Genomic DNA, 16,153 nt, shown 5'->3' with positions numbered 1-16,153 from the left:
TAATGCATGGAGGGTCTATGCGGAGAAAAAACAATGCAATTTACATCGACTTGGAGAATATTCCTTCAGGGTTGGATCTTAAACCGCTCTTTGAGGAACTGACGCTCCAACACAATGACTCTCCCGAGGAAGAGAATGTTTTTGTCATCAAGATGGCTTGTGGAAATTCCTCTTCCATTAAAAAACTGGAAAAACAGTTGGCAGAATACAACTTCACCATCAGAGATACCCCTTCCATCACCACAAACTACAAGAATCGTGCTGACTTGATCATCAGCCTCGAGGCATTGGAAACCATCATCGTCAACACACCGGTCATAGACCGCTATGTCTTCATTACCAGTGACAGTGACTTCACTGTCATTATGGAGGCGTTGCGTAAATACGGCAAGGAAGTCTATCTGGTAACCAAAGAAATGGTAAGCGACAAACCCATTTTCAACAACTGTTGTGATGAAATCCTGATTATTGAATCATTCATGAATAAACCGAAAGCAGATGAACCGAAAAGCAGCAGCCATTCAAAAGCAAAAATAGAAGAAAAACCTGCTGAGATTATTCATACCAAGAAGATGGACAAACAGGTGGAGACGCTCATGAAACGGGTAGTAGATTCCTTTGACCCAGACAGCTGGCAGCTGGTAAGCTATGTGGGTGTGAAATTCCACCAGATGGATAAGAGTCGGATGATTGAACGAAGTAGTTATCACAGTCTTGGAAACCTGCTCTCAAAACTGGAGAAAGAAAACTATATCGAGCGTAAAATCAATGAGAAGGGACATCCTGAAATTCGGAGGCTCCCTAATTAGAAACTAACAAAAAGGAATCCGAATGGCTGCATTCTCACGTGAAAACCATGTTCAGAGAATTGTACTTGCCCTGGTCTTGATTGTATTCATCATGGCCCTCTACTACGATTCATTCCTGGAAACTGAACCGCTCTTTGATGGAAAGGTGACCTCATGGGATACGGCATGGACTATCGAAATCGATGGCCAGACGTTTGCTGAAGAAATCACCCTTCCCTACTCGCTGCCAAAACCTGTTAAGGACAAGGTGATTACGCTGCACTACACCATTCCCTCACAACTTCCTGCTGAGGGGAGAACCATCGCGTTCAATTCCAGCATGGCGAGCGTCTCGGTGAAGGTAAATGATGAAGCACTCTATAGCTTTGAAGGGCCACAAAAAGGGTGGGCAGTCCCTGTTTTTGGAGGTACTTACACCCATTTCATACGTCTCGAGGAAGCGCATCTTGGAGGCGAGTTGACCATTACATTCGGCTATACATCCAACAATTCATTTGCAGGACATTTCAAACCGGTCTACAACGGGACCAAGACTGATCTGCTTTTTCATGAACTACGAGAGTGGCCGTCTCTCTTCTATGGGTTCTCGCTTCTCTTGATTGGTTTTTTGGTTCTCCTCTTCTCTCTCTCAATCCAGACAGATGAGGAAAGAAAGAGCTTCTTCTACTTTGGCTTGGTTCTCCTTGCCCTTGGCGGTTGGGTTTTCAGCCAGACTCCCAGCAAATTCTTACTCTTCAGGAATCCCGCTCTCCCGATGAATCTCAGTTTTGCTGCTCTTTTCCTGCTTCCCCTATTCTTGGTCAATTATATCATCCACTCCTACCCAGTAGGAAAATGGGTAACGCCATTCTTGTACATCTCGTATTTTTTCGCTTCCATCTATGTTTTGGGAGGTGCTCTGCAACTCTTTGGTATCACGCAATACACCGACCTGCTCTTACCTTGCGGGGTTTTCTTGGCGCTCTTCCTCCTTTCGCTTTTCACGCTTTTGTTCGTTGAATATTACAGGGGCAACCAAGACCTAAGGTCCTTCTTGGTTGCGATGGGGTTGCTGCTCTCATCCATCCTCGCTGAAGTAATCCTGCTCATCCTTGGCATCTCGTTGGATAGTGCTGTCATTCTCCATTTTGGCATGGCAGCCTCCGCAGTAGTGCTGTTCTGGCGTAGTGCCACCTTGATGAGAATCAAGACAAAGTCGATTTGCAAGGAGCAGCTTCTTCTTAGCCTTGCCTACAGCGATGCACTGACCGAGGTAGGAAATCGAGCAGCTTACGACAGAGAAGTCTCACGAATCCAGACATCAAAGGACAAGCAAGTGCTGGGAATCCTTATGATGGACGTCAATGACCTGAAGAAAATCAATGACACACAAGGACATACTCAGGGAGACTTGGTCTTGAGGGATTTTGCACGACGGTTACAAAAGCTTCTCCCTTTTCGAGCAAAGATCTACCGCTACGGAGGAGACGAGTTCATTGCCCTTATCAGCGATGTATCAGAAGAGGAAATGCAGAAACTGGCAGACAGGATTCTCTCCCCCTTTCCCTTTGGGAACAAGCTTCACTACTTTGTGGCAGTGGGATTTGACCGATACATTCCAAAGAGAAAAGACCGGTTCCATCAATGTGTGGGACGTGCAGATGAAGCAATGTATGCATGCAAGCATTCCATGAAACAACCTGCTTCAGTTACTTGACCCAGAGACAATCTCTAGGCATCCTGTGCTAGGAGGCTTCTATGAAACGAACAGTGCTTTTTACCCTACTATGCATCTTTCTTGTGCCAATATTCGGCAGCACAACCTTGGGTGGAAGTTCGGGCTACATCGTAGTTCCGAGTGCTGAAGTTGCTCCCAGTGAGGTACACAGCTCAGTTACTACTGCATATTCAGCTACCATCACAAGTGGCAAGGTCATCCATATACCTTCAATCCTTTTGTCGTTCTCCGACACCGTTGAATCCAGTTTTGCAGTCGATATTGGGAATGATATTGATCTTCTGCTCAATGGAAAGTGGAGGTTTACAAAGCGAGAGACCACCAGTTTTGCTGCAGGGGTGCTTGCTCAAGTCAGTGGGGTATCAAACACGAACAAACTATCTGCCCAACTCTATGTGGCTTCCACCTTCGCAAGTTCCATCATGGACCTCCCTTCCAAGACAACGCTTCGCCTCGGATACACTTTCAAAAAGCCCATGACCAGCAATATTGATTTTGCCCTTGGTTTCCAAACACCTTTTTTCCCTGAAGTATTCAAGGAAAAGGTAGATTTCCTCTTGGACTTCGGCAATGTCAGTTATAGCACCACCCCGTCTGCTGGAAACGCCGGAGACAGGGGGTTGGTCAACGTTGCCCTACGCCTGCTTCCCGTTGAATTCCTTACCGCTACCTACTTCGGCCTTGATATCAGGGCACTTGATCTGTTTGACCATGAAGGAAGAGCATTGAGCATCGGTGCCACCATCTCGTTCAGGCCACAATTGCAGTGAAGGAAGGCCAGTGCTTTTTGCACCAGCCTTTTACAATCTATTCAATCTCTACGACCTTGATCATATTGGTCTTCCCACTACTGCCTACAGGAACTCCGGCAGTAATTACTACGGTATCTCCTTGTTGTACCAATCCCTGTTTCTGGAGATATGTCGGAGCATAGGCAAGCAGCTCATCCACACTTGCAAGTTGATCGATAAGAATCGGGGTGACTCCCCAGCTCATGGCAAGGTAGGTAACCACCTCGGGCAAGGGAGAAAATGCAATGATTGGAACTGAGGGTCGGAATTTGGCAATCAACCGTGCAGTAGAACCCGTTTGGGTGAAACATGCAATGAACGTTGCCCCTACCGAGAGAGAAAGTTCACGGGTTGCAAGCCCCACAGCTTCAGTGGTTGTAATCTTTCGCTCTGGGTCCAGCATGCTGATCTGGTTGAAAACCTGCTTTTGAAATACATCACTACGCTCAGCCAAACTGGCAATTCGACTCATGATGGTCACTGCCTGCAAGGGGTACTCCCCTGCAGCAGTTTCCCCACTGAGCATCACTGCGCTCGTCCCATCCAACACTGCATTTGCCACATCATTGGTCTCAGCCCTGGTGGGCTTGGGGTTGTGCATCATCGATTCCAGCATCTGTGTTGCGGTAATGACCGGAAGCCCCCGATCGATGCACGATCTGATGATAGCTTTTTGCATCAGGGGGACTTCCTCAGCAGGAGCTTCCACCCCCAAGTCTCCACGGGCAACCATGATTACACTTGACTCATCCATGATTTCCTGCAGGTTCGTTACAGCCTCCGGTTTCTCAATCTTACTGATAACCGGAATGATTCTGCCGTAAGATGCCATCATATGCTCTTTCAAGGCTTTGACATCTTTCCCGCTACGAACGAAGGAGAGTGCAACATAGTCAAGGTTGTTCTTGAAGGCAAAATCCAAGTCTCTCTTGTCTTTTTCTGTGAACGAACTCAGATGGCTCAAGGGGACTTCTGGCAGGTTTACGCCTTTTCTTGGGAGGATAACGCCCTCTTCTAGCAAGGAGCAATGAATATCGTTCCCTTCTATGTTTTCCACGACAAGAGAGACCAATCCATCGTTGATCAAGATGCGTTGCCCTACCTGTATTTCTTCATGGAGGTACGGATAGTCGATACTGATACGCTCTCTGGTTCCCACACAAGGTTCAGTGGTTAGGGTAAGTTTCTCTCCCTTTTGCAACACATACATCTCTTCCTGCAGCTGTCCAAGACGGATCTTTGGTCCTTGCAGGTCCATGAACGCTGTTACGGGAAACCCTAATTCCTTGCTTGCCTGTCTGACATAGTCGAACCGCTTTTGCTGTTCTTCATGCGACCCATGGCTGAAATTCAACCTAATCACACGGCATCCTGCTTCCAAAATGGCTTTGATCATCTCATATGTTTCACTTGCTGGGCCCAATGTGGCAACAATCTTGGTATAGGTCATATCCCTGCCTCCTATGAGTATCATGAGGTGATTCACCCTGATTTGTAAAGCATTATTCCCACACGTGGTGTGAAGAGAATACTCTCTCCAGGCGATTGTTTTCCTACAGCCAAGTACTAGCATGAAAGCATGAACAGACACATTATTCATTGCCGTCTCACTGGTTTTCAGCCTCATCTGTATCAGCAGTATCGGGAGGCTGCACATTGCAATATGACATAAACACAAGCAACTTCTCAGCGAAACAACCCTCACTCAGCCTTTTTTGGGCAACCGAATGCTTAATAATCCACCCTTGGGTACGTGTTTCTCTCTCCCATCCCGTGGATGTAGTCAATACACAAGATCCCAGCCATGGCATCATTAATGAAAGGTATCAATACCCCAGGGCAAGCCCTGGACTCAGGAGGCGTTGCCTCCTTTTCCGCCCCAAGGGACGGGGCATCTCACCTTGCTTTCCCGGCACTCTCTCGGGAGAGGAACCTTCCTGCTGATTCCTTTCCTCTCGCTCCGTTGGGGAATCAAGAGATTGCCAAGATGGGTGTAAGCAACCGGCTCCAACTCTTCTCATTACTCAAGCAGTGATTGTGATTTACAGGAGGCACAGATACCGGTAAGAAAGAAGGTATGGTCGTTGATGGTAAATCCATACTGCTGTTCCCAATCCTTCATCTGCTCTTGGTAGACACACCCCCCAAGGTCGATGAACGCATGGCATTTCTCACAGTGAAACCAGTGGTGATGAACTCCTTCACTGCGACTGCGATAGCTATAGTAGCGTTCGGTGCCGTGCTCGGTGCAGTGGAGGATGAATGATTCAGCGAAGCCTTGTTCTTCCAGGTAGTGAAGGTTGCGATAGATGGTTGCTTGGTCAAACGGGAGAGAGGGATCTCCTCCCAGCATCGATGCACTAATCGGCTCTTTGCTCTCTCTCAACAGCTCCAGCAGAGCTTTTCGCGCCTTAGTCATGGTGTTTCCTCCATTTCCTCAATATGCCACCTGCTGATCTTCCCAGGTAAAACGAACCTGCGATAACAACAACGGTTGCTCCAACAGGGATATCAAATTCCCAACCCACCACAAGTCCTGCAAAGGAAAATAAAAAGGAAAACAGGGTGGCAAAGACCATCATAGAGGCGAGGTTCTTCGCATTGTATCCTGCGGTCCCCGCTGGGAGGGTAAGCATGGCAATTACCATTACGATACCCACAAACGTCTGAAGCAGTACCACAGCCACTGCTGTAATGGAGAGAATTGCCAGGAACACCAATTGGGTGGGAATTCCCCTCACCTGAGCAAATTCCTCGTCAAAGGCAGAGGCCTCAATCTGTGGATAAAATCTCCAAGCCAGGACAATGACCACTACATCAAGAATTGCAAGGAGAATCAAATCAGAGGAAGCAATGAGCAGGATATTGCCAAAGAGATAGCTTGATGGATCGGTATACCCAGGGGTCTTTGCCATGAACAGCACACCAATGCTCATCCCGATTGCCCAGATTGCTTGGATTACCGTGTCCTCACGTTGCTTGGAATGGAGGGAAACCGTCCCAATTATCGCGGCAGAGAGGAGTGCAAAGATAATGGCACCTACCATCGGACTCAGGTTTGGTACCAAACCAGTGGCAGAGAGATACAAAGCGATTCCGATTCCACCAAGCACCGCATGACTGATGGCTCCGGCGAGACCAGCTATCCGTTTTACGGTAACTACAGACCCCAATACCCCAAACAGGACGGAAGAGAGCAATCCAGCAAAGAACGCATTTCTCACAAAGGGGAAATCAGGGTTGAACAGCGCTGAAAAGAATCCGAGAAGATCACTCATACATTCTCCTCCCTTGGGTAATGGCAGAAGTCTCCAGGTATCTCTACATCATGACGCACTCGTTTTCTTGTACCCTCCGCTTCATCTTCAAGTGCATGCTGAACCACCGTCCGGCCGATCTTCCCATCCTTGTGGGCATCGATGCAAAACACCCGGTCAATCAAAGGTGAGACCTCTCTCATATCATGGGTAACAATCAAGATGGTAGTTGAGCCCTTGAGCTTGCTCAGGGTTGCATAGAGTCTCTGCTCACTCTCCTTATCCAGATTGGCAGCAGGCTCATCGAGGATCAGCATGATGGGCTCTGCGGAAAGGGCTCGGGCAACCAACACGCGTCGCCTTTGCCCCCCGCTCAGGGCATTGTAAGGGCGCTCGGCAAGGTGCTCGAGCTCAACCTGCCTAAGTGCCTTAAGCGCTTTCTCCGTCTGCTTGGCTTTCCCTCCCCTTTTTGTGGCATCAACACAACCCATTCTCACCACTTCTAGGACCGAAATTGGGAAATTGGAATCATAACTGGTGTGTTGGGGTACGTACCCCACAAGAGCCCTGCTCTTTTTTGGATTCTCTCCGAGCAGGCTGATAGTCCCCGCCTGTGGGGCTTCCAGGCCAAGGACCAATTTCAGCAAAGTACTCTTTCCCGAACCGTTCGGACCTACCAATGCAATGAACTCTCCAACATGAAAATGAAAGGAGACATCCTCAAGCACTTTCAAGTTGGGATAGGAGAACGCAACATCATGGAATGAGAGGGCAATAGGTACACTACTCATAGACTTTCCAAGAGGGCATTACCCATCAAGCGGATATTACCCAACCAATCATAGGCGAGTGGATCGAGCGCTACTACATGCGCCCCTACCACTTGAGCGACTTTCTCTGCACTGGCAGCAGGGAATTGCTTCTGGACGAAGATTACGTTAGCCTTAGCGGCTTGTGCTCTCTCTATCAGTAAGGCTAGGTCCTTTGCTGTGGGTTCCTTTCCCCCTGTTTCAACAGCCTCCTGATGCAAGGCGAACGAATCAAGGAAATATCCAAAGGATGGATGATAGACAAAGACGGTACTGCCAGATAAATCTGTGAGCCCTGTTTTCAACGAAGTGAACTCCTTATCAATCTGCGCAATAAACTGCTCAGCACGCTGGTTCACTACCGCTTCAGGCAACCCCAAGTAGGTAGTCAATGCATCTGCAATGTTGTGCACCAATACCTTCGACTGTTCCCATCCAAGCCAAGTATGTCGATCAATGTTCAGATCATGGATAAGATCTTCTTCTCCCTCTTCCTCATGGTCATGTTCTTCCAAAGAACGAAAAACCATCCCTTCTGTCCCATCTACAATGGTAAGATTAGGATAAAGATTGGAAACCTTGTCTTTAAGGGCATGTTCAAAATCTGTTCCACTGAGAATCCAGATACTGGCCTTCGCCAACTGAGCCATCTGTGATGGAGAGGGTTCATAGGAGTGAGGATTCTGCCCCTCCCCAACCAACACAGCCGTATCCACGAGATCACCAGCAATTTGGTCAACAAAATAAGCATGGGGAAGAATGCTCACCATGACAATCGGCTTGGAATTCTGTTCAGCATTCCCCCCTCCAAACAAGACGAAAGGAGTGATTATGAGAGCGAGTAGTATTACTGATGCACGTATACGCATAGGACCTCCATTGGGTACCTACAACATAGTAAACCTAGAGAATTTTTGCAAGTCATTTGCAAATTTATTTCAGTCTGTACAGAATCCTTTCATTCCGGCTATAGTCGAAACAAAAGAGGAACGCGACTATGATCTACACATACAATGGTAAATCGCCGAATATGGCAACTGGTTGTTACATCGCCCCGACTGCTGATGTAATCGGGAACGTCACGTTGGAAGAAGGGGTCTCCATCTGGTTCCATGCTACGCTCCGTGCAGATGTGAATACCATCCATATCGGGGAAAGAACGAACCTTCAGGACAATGTGGTTGCACACGTGGACAACGATTTTCCGCTTATTGTGGGAAAAAGATGCACTGTTGGGCATGGAGCCATCATTCATGCTTGCACCATTGGTGATGACTGTCTCATCGGCATGGGAGCTATTGTGCTCAACGGGGCAGTAATTGGGGAACAGTCCATCGTTGCTGCAGGGGCTTTGGTTTCCCAGAACAAGGCCTATCCTCCCCGCTCGCTACTGGTGGGTACCCCTGCAAAACTCATAAGGACCCTCAGCGATGAAGAGTTCAAGAAGATGCGCGAGAACACCCAGGAGTACTGGGAGTTCGCCCAGGATCTCACCAGTGGGAAGCAAACAATCAGTTAAACCTCATTTGCCTTTTCAAACTTTCTGATGGCATCATTGGTACCGCCGACAACAAGCACATCATTCTCTTCCACCACAAAATTCGGAAGTATTTCACTGATAGCTCTCTTTTGACGGATTATCACAATGATATTTAAATGAAATCGCTTACGGAGATTGATCTCTTCCACGCTCCGGTTGGCAAATGCCCTTGTGAGAGAAATATTGGCAATGGAGAAGTCCTCGCAGAGCTCCAAGAAGTCCAATGTTCCCGTGGAAACCAAGGATCGGGCTAACCGCTCTCCCATCTCAACTTCAGGAAAAACTGCCTCTGCTCCGATATGCTCAAGCACTTTCCCATGATTCACGCTTGTTGCCTTGGCAATAACACGAGGGATACCCAGTTCGATCAAGCTCATCGTTACCAAGATGTTCGATTCTATATCCTTCCCTATACAGACAATTGCAGTTCGACAATGGGAGATTCCAGACTCATGCAACACTTCTTCAGTGACTGCTTTTACTGGATAAATATTTTCCAATTGGTCTTTGACCGCGTTCAGCTTCTCTTCTTCAATTTCCAAGACTATGACTTGTTTCCCTGCCTTTGTAAGTTCCAGGGCCAAGGAAAGACCAAACCTTCCCAGTCCTATAATCCCATAGGCATCGGGATCATATTCTTTCTTCATGATGAATTACCTCCTAACCAATAAACACCTGCTCTTCAACATAGCCCAGTTGTGATGTCTTTCTGGCAAAACTGGTGGCTATAGTGATAGGGCCGACTCTTCCAGCAAACATAACTACTACCAATACAAGTTTCGAGAGCGTTGCAATTTCGGTTGTGATCCCCATTGATAGGCCCACGGTCGCAAATGCAGAAACAATCTCGAATAGAACTTCGAGAAACGTGAATTTTGAGCCCTCAATAAGCAATAATAGAAAGCTTCCTCCACTCACCAACAAGACGGAAAGCAACAGGACCTGGAAAGCTTTGAGAATACTCTCGCTTCCAATCTTTCGCTTGAATGCAGCAGTCTGACGGCCAAACATCAAGGAACCGAGGCTGAGGAACAACGTGAAGGTAGTGGAGGTCTTGATACCACCACCGGTCGATCCCGGACTTGCTCCCATGAACATCAATAGAATGGTAACCAAGAGCCCAGCTTGACTCAAGCCTGCAATATCCACTGTATTGAACCCTGCAGTCCTGGTGGTGACACTCTGGAAAAATGCTGCAAGAGGCTCCAAATGTTCCACTAAAAGATAGAACAGGAATCCTACAATGATGAGAATACTGTTCATGGTTACCACAATCCTGGAATGCATGCTCAGTTTTTTCCAAGCACGGTTCCTCACAATATCTGCAATTACAAAGAAGCCGGTGCCTCCGATGATGATCAAGAAAGCTGTCGTAAGGTTCATTGCAACACTTTGACGATATAAGGTAAGGCTCTGAAACTTTCCCATGAGGTCAAAACCAGCGTTGTTGAAGGCAGAGATGGTATTGAATAACGCATGTCCCAATGCATCAAGGGGAGCATAGGACGAACGGAATATGAAGTATTCAATGAAGACACCTACTCCTTGCACCACCAAAGCGGTAAGGGCAACAGTGCGTACCACCATCAATGTTCCTTGGACAGATGAGAGGTTGTAGGCTTCCTTGATGAAAGATCGTTGGCTGAGTCCAATATTCATGCCCAAGAGGAGACTGAAGGAGATAACCATTGATGCAAAGCCCAAGCCTCCAAGCAGAATCAGGATGGCAATAACTGTACGGCCAAAGAGAGAAAAAGTAAGTGCAACATCAACCGTTACAAGTCCAGTAACACAAACAGCACTGGTGGATATAAACAGGGAATCCCAATAAGAAATTTTTATGCCTTCATTATGGGCTATGGGAAGTTTTAACAAGAGGGAGCCCATCAGGATGATAGCCAGAAAGCCTAACAACAAATATTGATTTGCTTTCAGCGGCTTTTTCATACGCTTTTTCATGTTGACAGAGTCTATCGTGTCTTTTCCTGAAGTGCAAGGTGATGAGACGGATACCGTATTGTCGATATTTGATATTAGTAGTATCCTTATATTAATAATAACAAAGGAGTTCCATATGCTTTCAAAAAAAATCGCCGATTTATTGAATGAACAAATCAACAAGGAATTTTATTCTGCCTATCTCTATCTTGATATAGCAAACTTCTACGCTGAAAAAGGGCTTTTGGGCTACGAGAACTGGTTCAAGGTCCAGGCAGAAGAAGAGAGAACCCATGCAATGCTCTTCCGCCAGTATTTGTTGAACAATGGTCATACGGTTACCTTGTCTGCTCTAGCAGATCCCAGCAAATCCTATGAGAACAACAAGGCTCCTCTAGAGGAAGCCCTAGCGCATGAGGAATATATCACGGCGTCGATCAACACCATCTACGAGGAAGCCACCAAGCAGAAAGATTACCGTACCCAGCAATTCCTGGACTGGTTCATCAAGGAGCAAGGGGAAGAAGAGACCAATGCCCAAGAGAACATCCAGAAGTTCGAGGTCTTTGGCACTGACAACCGTGGCCTGTACTTGCTCGACAAGGAGCTGGAAGCAAGAGTTTTCTCACCTCCTTCCTTGCAGCTGTAAAAACGTAACAACCTTCTATGCACCCACATCCAGCGTGGGTGTTATACTCTATACAGAACATAAGGAGTGATTATGCAGAAACGACCCATCAAGCGCATCACTGGCGGAGCAGTACAGTATGACGGAGCCGGAGTCAAGTTGGTCCGGGTCATTGGATACAATGATACCAAGGAATTCGACCCCTTTCTCATGCTTGACGCATTCGATTCGAAGGATAGTGAAGACTACATCAAAGGATTCCCCTGGCATCCACACAGGGGGATTGAGACGGTTACCTACCTTATTGAAGGCGAGATTGAACACGGGGACAGTCTGGGAAACAGCGGTACAATAAACGAGGGATGTTGCCAATGGATGACCGGGGGGAGTGGCATCATTCACCAGGAAATGCCCCAGCCCCGTGATCGCATGCTCGGTTGCCAACTTTGGATCAACCTTCCCAAGAAGGACAAGATGACTGAGCCCGCATATAGAGACATCAGGAAAGAACAAATCCCTGTGGTCAAGGAAGCTGGGGGTGAGGTCAGGGTCATCAGTGGTTCCTACAGCGGGACAAAAGGACCCAAGGAAGGGGATTTTGTAAAGGCCACCTACCTGGATGTCAAACTGGAGGCTAACCAATCTTGGTCAGTGGAGATTCCCACTGAGAACACGCTGTTCGTGTATATTGTAGAGGGAACTTTGCATACTGATGGCATGGAGGTACCCTACCATAAAGCGGTACTCTTTGGAGAAGGGGACACCCTCTCCCTCACCTCTGGAGAGGAAGGTGTTCGTTTTTTCCTCTATGCTGCAAAACCGCTGCAGGAGCCTATTGCCTGGGCCGGTCCCATTGTCATGAATACCCCTGAGGAGTTGCGTCTTGCGCGACAGGAATTGCAGGATGGGACGTTTATCAAACATACGTGATACAATAATTCATTACGTATTCAAGCTGTCTCCTACAGGAGGCAGCTTTCTCTTTCTAAACAGAATGAAAGGTATCAATACCCCAGGGCAAGCCCTGGACTTAGGAGGCGTTGCCTCCTTTTCCGCCCCAAGGGACGGGGTATCTTACCTTGCTTTCCCGGCACTCTCTCGGGAGAGGAACCTTCCTGCTGATTCCTTTCCTCTCGCTCTGGTGGGGAATGAAGATTTTGTTGACATTGTACTAATACACCAGTACAATAGTACAAGTAGTGAGGAGATGGGTGGAAATGGCCAAGATTGAACCTAAATTGGAATTCAGCCTGGATGTGAAGAGCGGTGTACCATTCTATAAACAGATCATCTTCCAGGTCGAAATGGCCATTGCAGATGGAAGATTGGAAAAAGGAACCCAACTACCCACTGTGAGAGCCCTGGCGGTGGACTTAAGCGTCAACCCGAACACGGTTGCCAGAGCCTATGCAGAGATGGAAATCAGGAATATTGTGGTCACCCAACAAGGTTCAGGAACGTTCATCAGTGATAAAAAGATCAGTATTGATGGTATCGAGCGAGAGCGTATTCTTTCCCAGATCACCAAGGAATATATTACAAAAGCTTTCTCCTATGGATTCCAGCCAAGCGAGTTGATTGAGGCCATCAGGGATCTGGGAAGTGAAACACATACACAAGGGGAATCAACATGAACCTGTACAAGAAGAAAATTGAACGCATCAAGAACATGAAAGGGTTTGTCCTGAAGAAGGACTTCAACTACGGAGCTCTCTCATTCCTGGTCTTGGCACTCTTCCTCGCCGGAGGCGCTATCTTGCAACTCCTGCTCTACCCCAACATGCCCCATGATGCAATTGTCATGGTAAGCACTATTGCTTTCACCGCTGCAATTATCATCGCCATCTTCCCACTGTGGACATTGGTGATGGCCATCATCCTGATCCTTTGGGTTTGGATAATAGGGGAACTCTCACCCTATCTCTATCCGATTACCGCTTTTTCCTCACTTGGGCTTCTCATCTCATCCTCCTTCCAGTTGGTCTACCACTGGGACAAGGTCATCGTCCTAAGACTGGGAAAGTTCCAAAAGGTAAGGGGGCCAGGGCTGTTCTTCCTACTTCCCCTGATTGATCGGGCAGCAGAGTTCATCGATACCCGAATTAGAGCGACGGACTTCAGCGCAGAGAAAACACTCACCAAGGATACCGTCCCGGTGCATGTAGATGCCCTTGCATTCTGGATGATCTGGGATGCAAAGAAAGCAATTCTGGAAGTGGAGGATTACACTGAGGCGGTCATTCTCTCCGCTCAGACAGCACTCCGTGATTCCATCGGCAAACACTACTTGAGAAGCCTGCTCAGTGAACGAGAGGAGCTTGGCAGGGAGATTCAGCAGGCCCTCGACACCAAGACAAATCCTTGGGGCGTTACCATCCTCTCAATCGAGATTACCGACATCATCATCCCCAAGGAGCTGGAAGACGCGCTGAGCAAGCAGGCTCAAGCTGAACGCGAGAAGGAGTCGAGAATCATTTTGGGGGCTGCAGAGGTAGAGATTGCAAAGAAATTCACCGAAGCTTCAGCAGAATATGCCAATGACCCAATTGCACTCCAACTTCGATCGATGAACATGGTATATGAGGGAATTAGGCAAAACAATTCAATGATGTTGATGCCTGCATCAATACTGGATCATATGGATTTTGGTGCAGTCATGGGTACAGCAGCAATGCAGAAAGGGGAACAAGCCAAACGAGACAGCGAGAAGGAAGTAGCACAAGATGAGCATAATCAGAATTGAGAAGGTATCGAGAAACTACAAGACTGGAGCAACACTAGTCAAAGCTTTGAAAAAGGTCTCGCTCACTATTGAGGCGGGAGAGTTCCTTTCTATTGCAGGACCATCTGGCTCCGGAAAGACCACACTGCTCAATCTTATTGGTTGTATCGACGAATTGGATGAGGGAGAGATTTTCATCAATGATACCGCAATCAGTTCCATGGACAAGATAGAGAAAACTGCATTCAGGAGAAACAACCTTGGCTTCATCTTTCAGACCTACAACTTGATCCCGGTCCTCTCTGCCTACGAGAATGTTAGCTTCGTGCTCTCATTGCTTGACATAAGTGAGCGCGAGATCAAGCGACGCACCTATGAAGTACTCATGGAAGTTGGATTGGAAGGGATGGAGGACCGACGTCCTTCCAAGCTCAGTGGTGGACAGCAGCAGAGGGTTGCCATCGCTCGTGCACTGGTAAAAAATCCGCAGATTATTCTTGCTGACGAACCAACAGCCAATTTGGATTCCAAAACAGGGGCTGAGATACTCAAGCTGATGAAGCGCATGAATGAAAAATATCATACCACCTTTCTCTTCTCCACCCATGACCAGATGATCATGGATTATGCCTCCCGTCTTGTACAACTGCATGACGGGGCCATCGTCAGTGACGAGAGGAGACGGTAATGAAATTTATCCTGCAGCTGGCAGTGAAAAATCTCAGCCGCTACAAGCGACGTACAATCATCACTGCAGTAGCCATTGCAGTAGGATTGATGATGTACATCATCGTTGATTCCATTCTGCGGGGTGCTTCACTGGAATCGATGCGCAACCTACGTTGGTATGAGACTGCTTCCCTCCGTGTCTACGCAGAAGGGTATTGGGAAGACCGTGCGTTCCTCCCCCTTGAGAATAGCATCGAGGACCCAGCATCAATCATGTCACTGGTAGAGGGAGAACAGGGGGTAGCGACGGTTCGTACCACCTTTGCCGCTGAGATGATTCTCTATAGTGATGACTTTGGTGAAAACGGGAACATGAATGTCAAAGTGACTGCTATTGACCCAACACAGGATTTCGAAGTCTATCGATTTGAAGACACCTTGGTTGAAGGCCGATTCCTTGAACCAGGGGAGATGGATGGACTGCTACTAGGAAGCTGGTTTGCTGAAGATATTGGAGCTGAGGTCGGTTACTGGGTTACCTTGCTCACCAGGGGCAAGGGAGGCTTCTATGAGGCCTTCGATATGCAAATTGTTGGAATCGTGAACTGCCCTAACCCCAATGTAAACCGAACGCTCATTATGATGGATATTGCAGCTGCAGACACGTACCTTGGGATGGAAAACTCGGTCACCAGTATCGATATTCTTCTTCCTGAAAAAACCGATCTCGAACTAGCAAAAGTAGCTATACAAGCAAAACTTCCCGAAGGTCTTGAGGTCTTTACTTGGAAGGACCTTGCTCAAGATTACCTTGCAATCGTGGGAGCTAAACAAGGAGGAACCGGTATGATTCTCTTCCTTGTTTTCATCATCGCAGCAGTCGGAGTTTCCAACACAATGTTGATGGCAATGTATGAACGAATGAGAGAGCTTGGGATGATGCGCGCACTCGGCATGCGGGACCGTGATATCCTACTCTCGTTCCTCTTTGAAGCTGGAGGTATCGGCCTCATCGGGTCAGTCGTGGGTATAGCACTGGGAAGCCTCGTGAATATCTACCTGGTGAACACGGGTTTCGATTTCGGATTCATGTTCAGGAACATGGATATCGGCTTTAGAATTTCAAGTGTTATGCGGGGGGCATGGAGCCTTTCCACCATACTCAAGGCATTCTCTGCCGGTATCTTCCTCTCCATGCTTGTGGCAGTTCTTCCCATCAGAAGGGCTCTGAAACTCGACATTCCCACGTGCTTGCACCATCAATAGGAGAAGG

General features: G+C 47.7%; 19 protein-coding genes. 12 read left to right on the top strand and 7 right to left on the bottom strand.

Features of this window, described 5'->3' with window-relative positions:
• Nucleotides 1–17 precede the first annotated feature (17 nt).
• From DYP60_RS03640 to DYP60_RS03630, 3 genes are read left to right on the top strand one after another with little or no spacing between them, the layout of a single operon-like run.
• Complete coding sequence (locus tag DYP60_RS03640; protein WP_117329526.1) at nucleotides 18–809, top strand: NYN domain-containing protein; 792 nt, start codon at nucleotides 18–20, stop codon at nucleotides 807–809.
• 22 nt (nucleotides 810–831) lie between these two features.
• Nucleotides 832–2,505 (top strand): GGDEF domain-containing protein, encoded by a 1,674-nt coding sequence (locus tag DYP60_RS03635; RefSeq protein ID WP_117329525.1) that lies wholly within the window; start codon nucleotides 832–834, stop codon nucleotides 2,503–2,505.
• Between the two features lie 41 nt (nucleotides 2,506–2,546).
• Complete coding sequence (locus tag DYP60_RS03630) at nucleotides 2,547–3,296, top strand: hypothetical protein (RefSeq protein WP_117329524.1); 750 nt, start codon at nucleotides 2,547–2,549, stop codon at nucleotides 3,294–3,296.
• 37 nt (nucleotides 3,297–3,333) lie between these two features.
• On the opposite strand, the gene pyk is transcribed toward DYP60_RS03630, so the two are convergent.
• Nucleotides 3,334–4,767 carry a pyruvate kinase gene (gene pyk / locus DYP60_RS03625; RefSeq protein WP_117329523.1) on the bottom strand — a complete coding sequence of 478 codons (1,434 nt, stop codon included), beginning with the start codon at nucleotides 4,765–4,767 and terminating at the stop codon, nucleotides 3,334–3,336.
• Nucleotides 4,768–5,133: 366 nt separating this feature from the next.
• Between pyk and DYP60_RS03620 the strand changes: the two genes are divergently transcribed.
• On the top strand, nucleotides 5,134–5,352 hold the full coding sequence (locus DYP60_RS03620; RefSeq protein WP_133299274.1) for a hypothetical protein: 219 nt from the start codon (nucleotides 5,134–5,136) through the stop codon (nucleotides 5,350–5,352).
• On the opposite strand, the gene DYP60_RS03615 is transcribed toward DYP60_RS03620, so the two are convergent.
• Genes DYP60_RS03615 through DYP60_RS03600 form a run of 4 tightly spaced genes read right to left on the bottom strand, consistent with a single transcriptional unit; the run spans nucleotide 5,338 to nucleotide 8,252 of the window.
• Nucleotides 5,338–5,736, bottom strand: coding sequence for a Fur family transcriptional regulator (locus tag DYP60_RS03615; RefSeq protein WP_117329521.1), 399 nt, complete (start codon nucleotides 5,734–5,736; stop codon nucleotides 5,338–5,340). The two genes, DYP60_RS03620 and DYP60_RS03615, sit on opposite strands and share 15 nt — an antisense overlap.
• Nucleotides 5,729–6,595 (bottom strand): metal ABC transporter permease, encoded by an 867-nt coding sequence (locus tag DYP60_RS03610; protein WP_117329520.1) that lies wholly within the window; start codon nucleotides 6,593–6,595, stop codon nucleotides 5,729–5,731. Before DYP60_RS03610 ends, DYP60_RS03615 begins: the two co-directional genes overlap by 8 nt.
• A complete protein-coding gene (locus DYP60_RS03605; protein ID WP_117329519.1) occupies nucleotides 6,592–7,365 on the bottom strand; it encodes a metal ABC transporter ATP-binding protein in 774 nt (257 codons plus the stop codon). Before DYP60_RS03605 ends, DYP60_RS03610 begins: the two co-directional genes overlap by 4 nt.
• Nucleotides 7,362–8,252: a metal ABC transporter solute-binding protein, Zn/Mn family gene (locus DYP60_RS03600; RefSeq protein ID WP_165849485.1), complete on the bottom strand. Its 891-nt coding sequence runs from the start codon at nucleotides 8,250–8,252 to the stop codon at nucleotides 7,362–7,364. Before DYP60_RS03600 ends, DYP60_RS03605 begins: the two co-directional genes overlap by 4 nt.
• Nucleotides 8,253–8,380: 128 nt before the next feature.
• Between DYP60_RS03600 and DYP60_RS03595 the strand changes: the two genes are divergently transcribed.
• Complete coding sequence (locus DYP60_RS03595) at nucleotides 8,381–8,902, top strand: gamma carbonic anhydrase family protein (protein WP_117329518.1); 522 nt, start codon at nucleotides 8,381–8,383, stop codon at nucleotides 8,900–8,902.
• Here the strand turns inward: DYP60_RS03595 and DYP60_RS03590 are convergent.
• Nucleotides 8,899–9,570, bottom strand: coding sequence for a potassium channel family protein (locus DYP60_RS03590; RefSeq protein ID WP_117329517.1), 672 nt, complete (start codon nucleotides 9,568–9,570; stop codon nucleotides 8,899–8,901). The two genes, DYP60_RS03595 and DYP60_RS03590, sit on opposite strands and share 4 nt — an antisense overlap.
• A 13-nt stretch (nucleotides 9,571–9,583) precedes the next feature.
• Nucleotides 9,584–10,882, bottom strand: coding sequence for a TrkH family potassium uptake protein (locus DYP60_RS03585; RefSeq protein ID WP_117329516.1), 1,299 nt, complete (start codon nucleotides 10,880–10,882; stop codon nucleotides 9,584–9,586).
• 115 nt (nucleotides 10,883–10,997) lie between these two features.
• On the opposite strand from DYP60_RS03585, the gene DYP60_RS03580 reads away from it, so the two are divergent.
• The 7 genes from DYP60_RS03580 to DYP60_RS03550 all read left to right on the top strand — a co-directional run bounded on the left by DYP60_RS03580 (nucleotide 10,998) and on the right by DYP60_RS03550 (nucleotide 16,146).
• Nucleotides 10,998–11,510, top strand: a complete 513-nt coding sequence (locus tag DYP60_RS03580; protein ID WP_117329515.1) for a ferritin — start codon at nucleotides 10,998–11,000, stop codon at nucleotides 11,508–11,510.
• 72 nt (nucleotides 11,511–11,582) lie between these two features.
• Nucleotides 11,583–12,419: a pirin family protein gene (locus tag DYP60_RS03575; RefSeq protein WP_117329514.1), complete on the top strand. Its 837-nt coding sequence runs from the start codon at nucleotides 11,583–11,585 to the stop codon at nucleotides 12,417–12,419.
• 64 nt (nucleotides 12,420–12,483) lie between these two features.
• Nucleotides 12,484–12,720, top strand: coding sequence for a hypothetical protein (locus DYP60_RS03570; protein ID WP_117329513.1), 237 nt, complete (start codon nucleotides 12,484–12,486; stop codon nucleotides 12,718–12,720).
• Nucleotides 12,707–13,123 carry a GntR family transcriptional regulator gene (locus DYP60_RS03565; RefSeq protein ID WP_117329512.1) on the top strand — a complete coding sequence of 139 codons (417 nt, stop codon included), beginning with the start codon at nucleotides 12,707–12,709 and terminating at the stop codon, nucleotides 13,121–13,123. Before DYP60_RS03570 ends, DYP60_RS03565 begins: the two co-directional genes overlap by 14 nt.
• A complete protein-coding gene (locus tag DYP60_RS03560; protein WP_117329511.1) occupies nucleotides 13,120–14,232 on the top strand; it encodes a slipin family protein in 1,113 nt (370 codons plus the stop codon). Before DYP60_RS03565 ends, DYP60_RS03560 begins: the two co-directional genes overlap by 4 nt.
• Entirely contained in the window at nucleotides 14,213–14,899 is a 687-nt protein-coding gene (locus DYP60_RS03555; protein ID WP_117329510.1) for an ABC transporter ATP-binding protein, read from the top strand. Before DYP60_RS03560 ends, DYP60_RS03555 begins: the two co-directional genes overlap by 20 nt.
• The gene (locus DYP60_RS03550; RefSeq protein ID WP_117329509.1) at nucleotides 14,899–16,146 is read left to right on the top strand and encodes an ABC transporter permease; all 1,248 of its coding nucleotides are present in this window, start codon (nucleotides 14,899–14,901) and stop codon (nucleotides 16,144–16,146) included. The genes DYP60_RS03555 and DYP60_RS03550 overlap by 1 nt, the downstream gene beginning before the upstream one ends.
• Nucleotides 16,147–16,153: the final 7 nt, after the last annotated feature.

The sequence above is a fragment of the Sphaerochaeta halotolerans genome (genome assembly GCF_003429665.1).
GTDB lineage: Bacteria > Spirochaetota > Spirochaetia > Sphaerochaetales > Sphaerochaetaceae > Sphaerochaeta > Sphaerochaeta halotolerans.
The sequence above is the reverse complement of the archived record's forward strand: the minus strand, read 5'-3'. Positions and strand labels throughout refer to the sequence as shown.

What these genes read in the sequence shown, in the direction of transcription:
- DYP60_RS03575 (WP_117329514.1), top strand. Translation starts at nt 11,583, where the DNA reads ATGCAGAAACGACCCATCAAGCGCATCACTGGCGGAGCAGTACAGTAT.
- DYP60_RS03580 (WP_117329515.1), top strand. Translation starts at nt 10,998, where the DNA reads ATGCTTTCAAAAAAAATCGCCGATTTATTGAATGAACAAATCAACAAG.
- DYP60_RS03550 (WP_117329509.1), top strand. Translation starts at nt 14,899, where the DNA reads ATGAAATTTATCCTGCAGCTGGCAGTGAAAAATCTCAGCCGCTACAAG.
- DYP60_RS03560 (WP_117329511.1), top strand. Translation starts at nt 13,120, where the DNA reads ATGAACCTGTACAAGAAGAAAATTGAACGCATCAAGAACATGAAAGGG.
- DYP60_RS03595 (WP_117329518.1), top strand. Translation starts at nt 8,381, where the DNA reads ATGATCTACACATACAATGGTAAATCGCCGAATATGGCAACTGGTTGT.
- DYP60_RS03620 (WP_133299274.1), top strand. Translation starts at nt 5,134, where the DNA reads ATGAAAGGTATCAATACCCCAGGGCAAGCCCTGGACTCAGGAGGCGTT.
- DYP60_RS03585 (WP_117329516.1), bottom strand. Translation starts at nt 10,882, where the DNA reads ATGAAAAAGCGTATGAAAAAGCCGCTGAAAGCAAATCAATATTTGTTG.
- DYP60_RS03600 (WP_165849485.1), bottom strand. Translation starts at nt 8,252, where the DNA reads ATGCGTATACGTGCATCAGTAATACTACTCGCTCTCATAATCACTCCT.
- DYP60_RS03610 (WP_117329520.1), bottom strand. Translation starts at nt 6,595, where the DNA reads ATGAGTGATCTTCTCGGATTCTTTTCAGCGCTGTTCAACCCTGATTTC.
- DYP60_RS03570 (WP_117329513.1), top strand. Translation starts at nt 12,484, where the DNA reads ATGAAAGGTATCAATACCCCAGGGCAAGCCCTGGACTTAGGAGGCGTT.
- DYP60_RS03635 (WP_117329525.1), top strand. Translation starts at nt 832, where the DNA reads ATGGCTGCATTCTCACGTGAAAACCATGTTCAGAGAATTGTACTTGCC.
- DYP60_RS03640 (WP_117329526.1), top strand. Translation starts at nt 18, where the DNA reads ATGCGGAGAAAAAACAATGCAATTTACATCGACTTGGAGAATATTCCT.
- DYP60_RS03605 (WP_117329519.1), bottom strand. Translation starts at nt 7,365, where the DNA reads ATGAGTAGTGTACCTATTGCCCTCTCATTCCATGATGTTGCGTTCTCC.
- DYP60_RS03555 (WP_117329510.1), top strand. Translation starts at nt 14,213, where the DNA reads ATGAGCATAATCAGAATTGAGAAGGTATCGAGAAACTACAAGACTGGA.
- pyk (WP_117329523.1), bottom strand. Translation starts at nt 4,767, where the DNA reads ATGACCTATACCAAGATTGTTGCCACATTGGGCCCAGCAAGTGAAACA.
- DYP60_RS03615 (WP_117329521.1), bottom strand. Translation starts at nt 5,736, where the DNA reads ATGACTAAGGCGCGAAAAGCTCTGCTGGAGCTGTTGAGAGAGAGCAAA.
- DYP60_RS03565 (WP_117329512.1), top strand. Translation starts at nt 12,707, where the DNA reads ATGGCCAAGATTGAACCTAAATTGGAATTCAGCCTGGATGTGAAGAGC.
- DYP60_RS03630 (WP_117329524.1), top strand. Translation starts at nt 2,547, where the DNA reads ATGAAACGAACAGTGCTTTTTACCCTACTATGCATCTTTCTTGTGCCA.
- DYP60_RS03590 (WP_117329517.1), bottom strand. Translation starts at nt 9,570, where the DNA reads ATGAAGAAAGAATATGATCCCGATGCCTATGGGATTATAGGACTGGGA.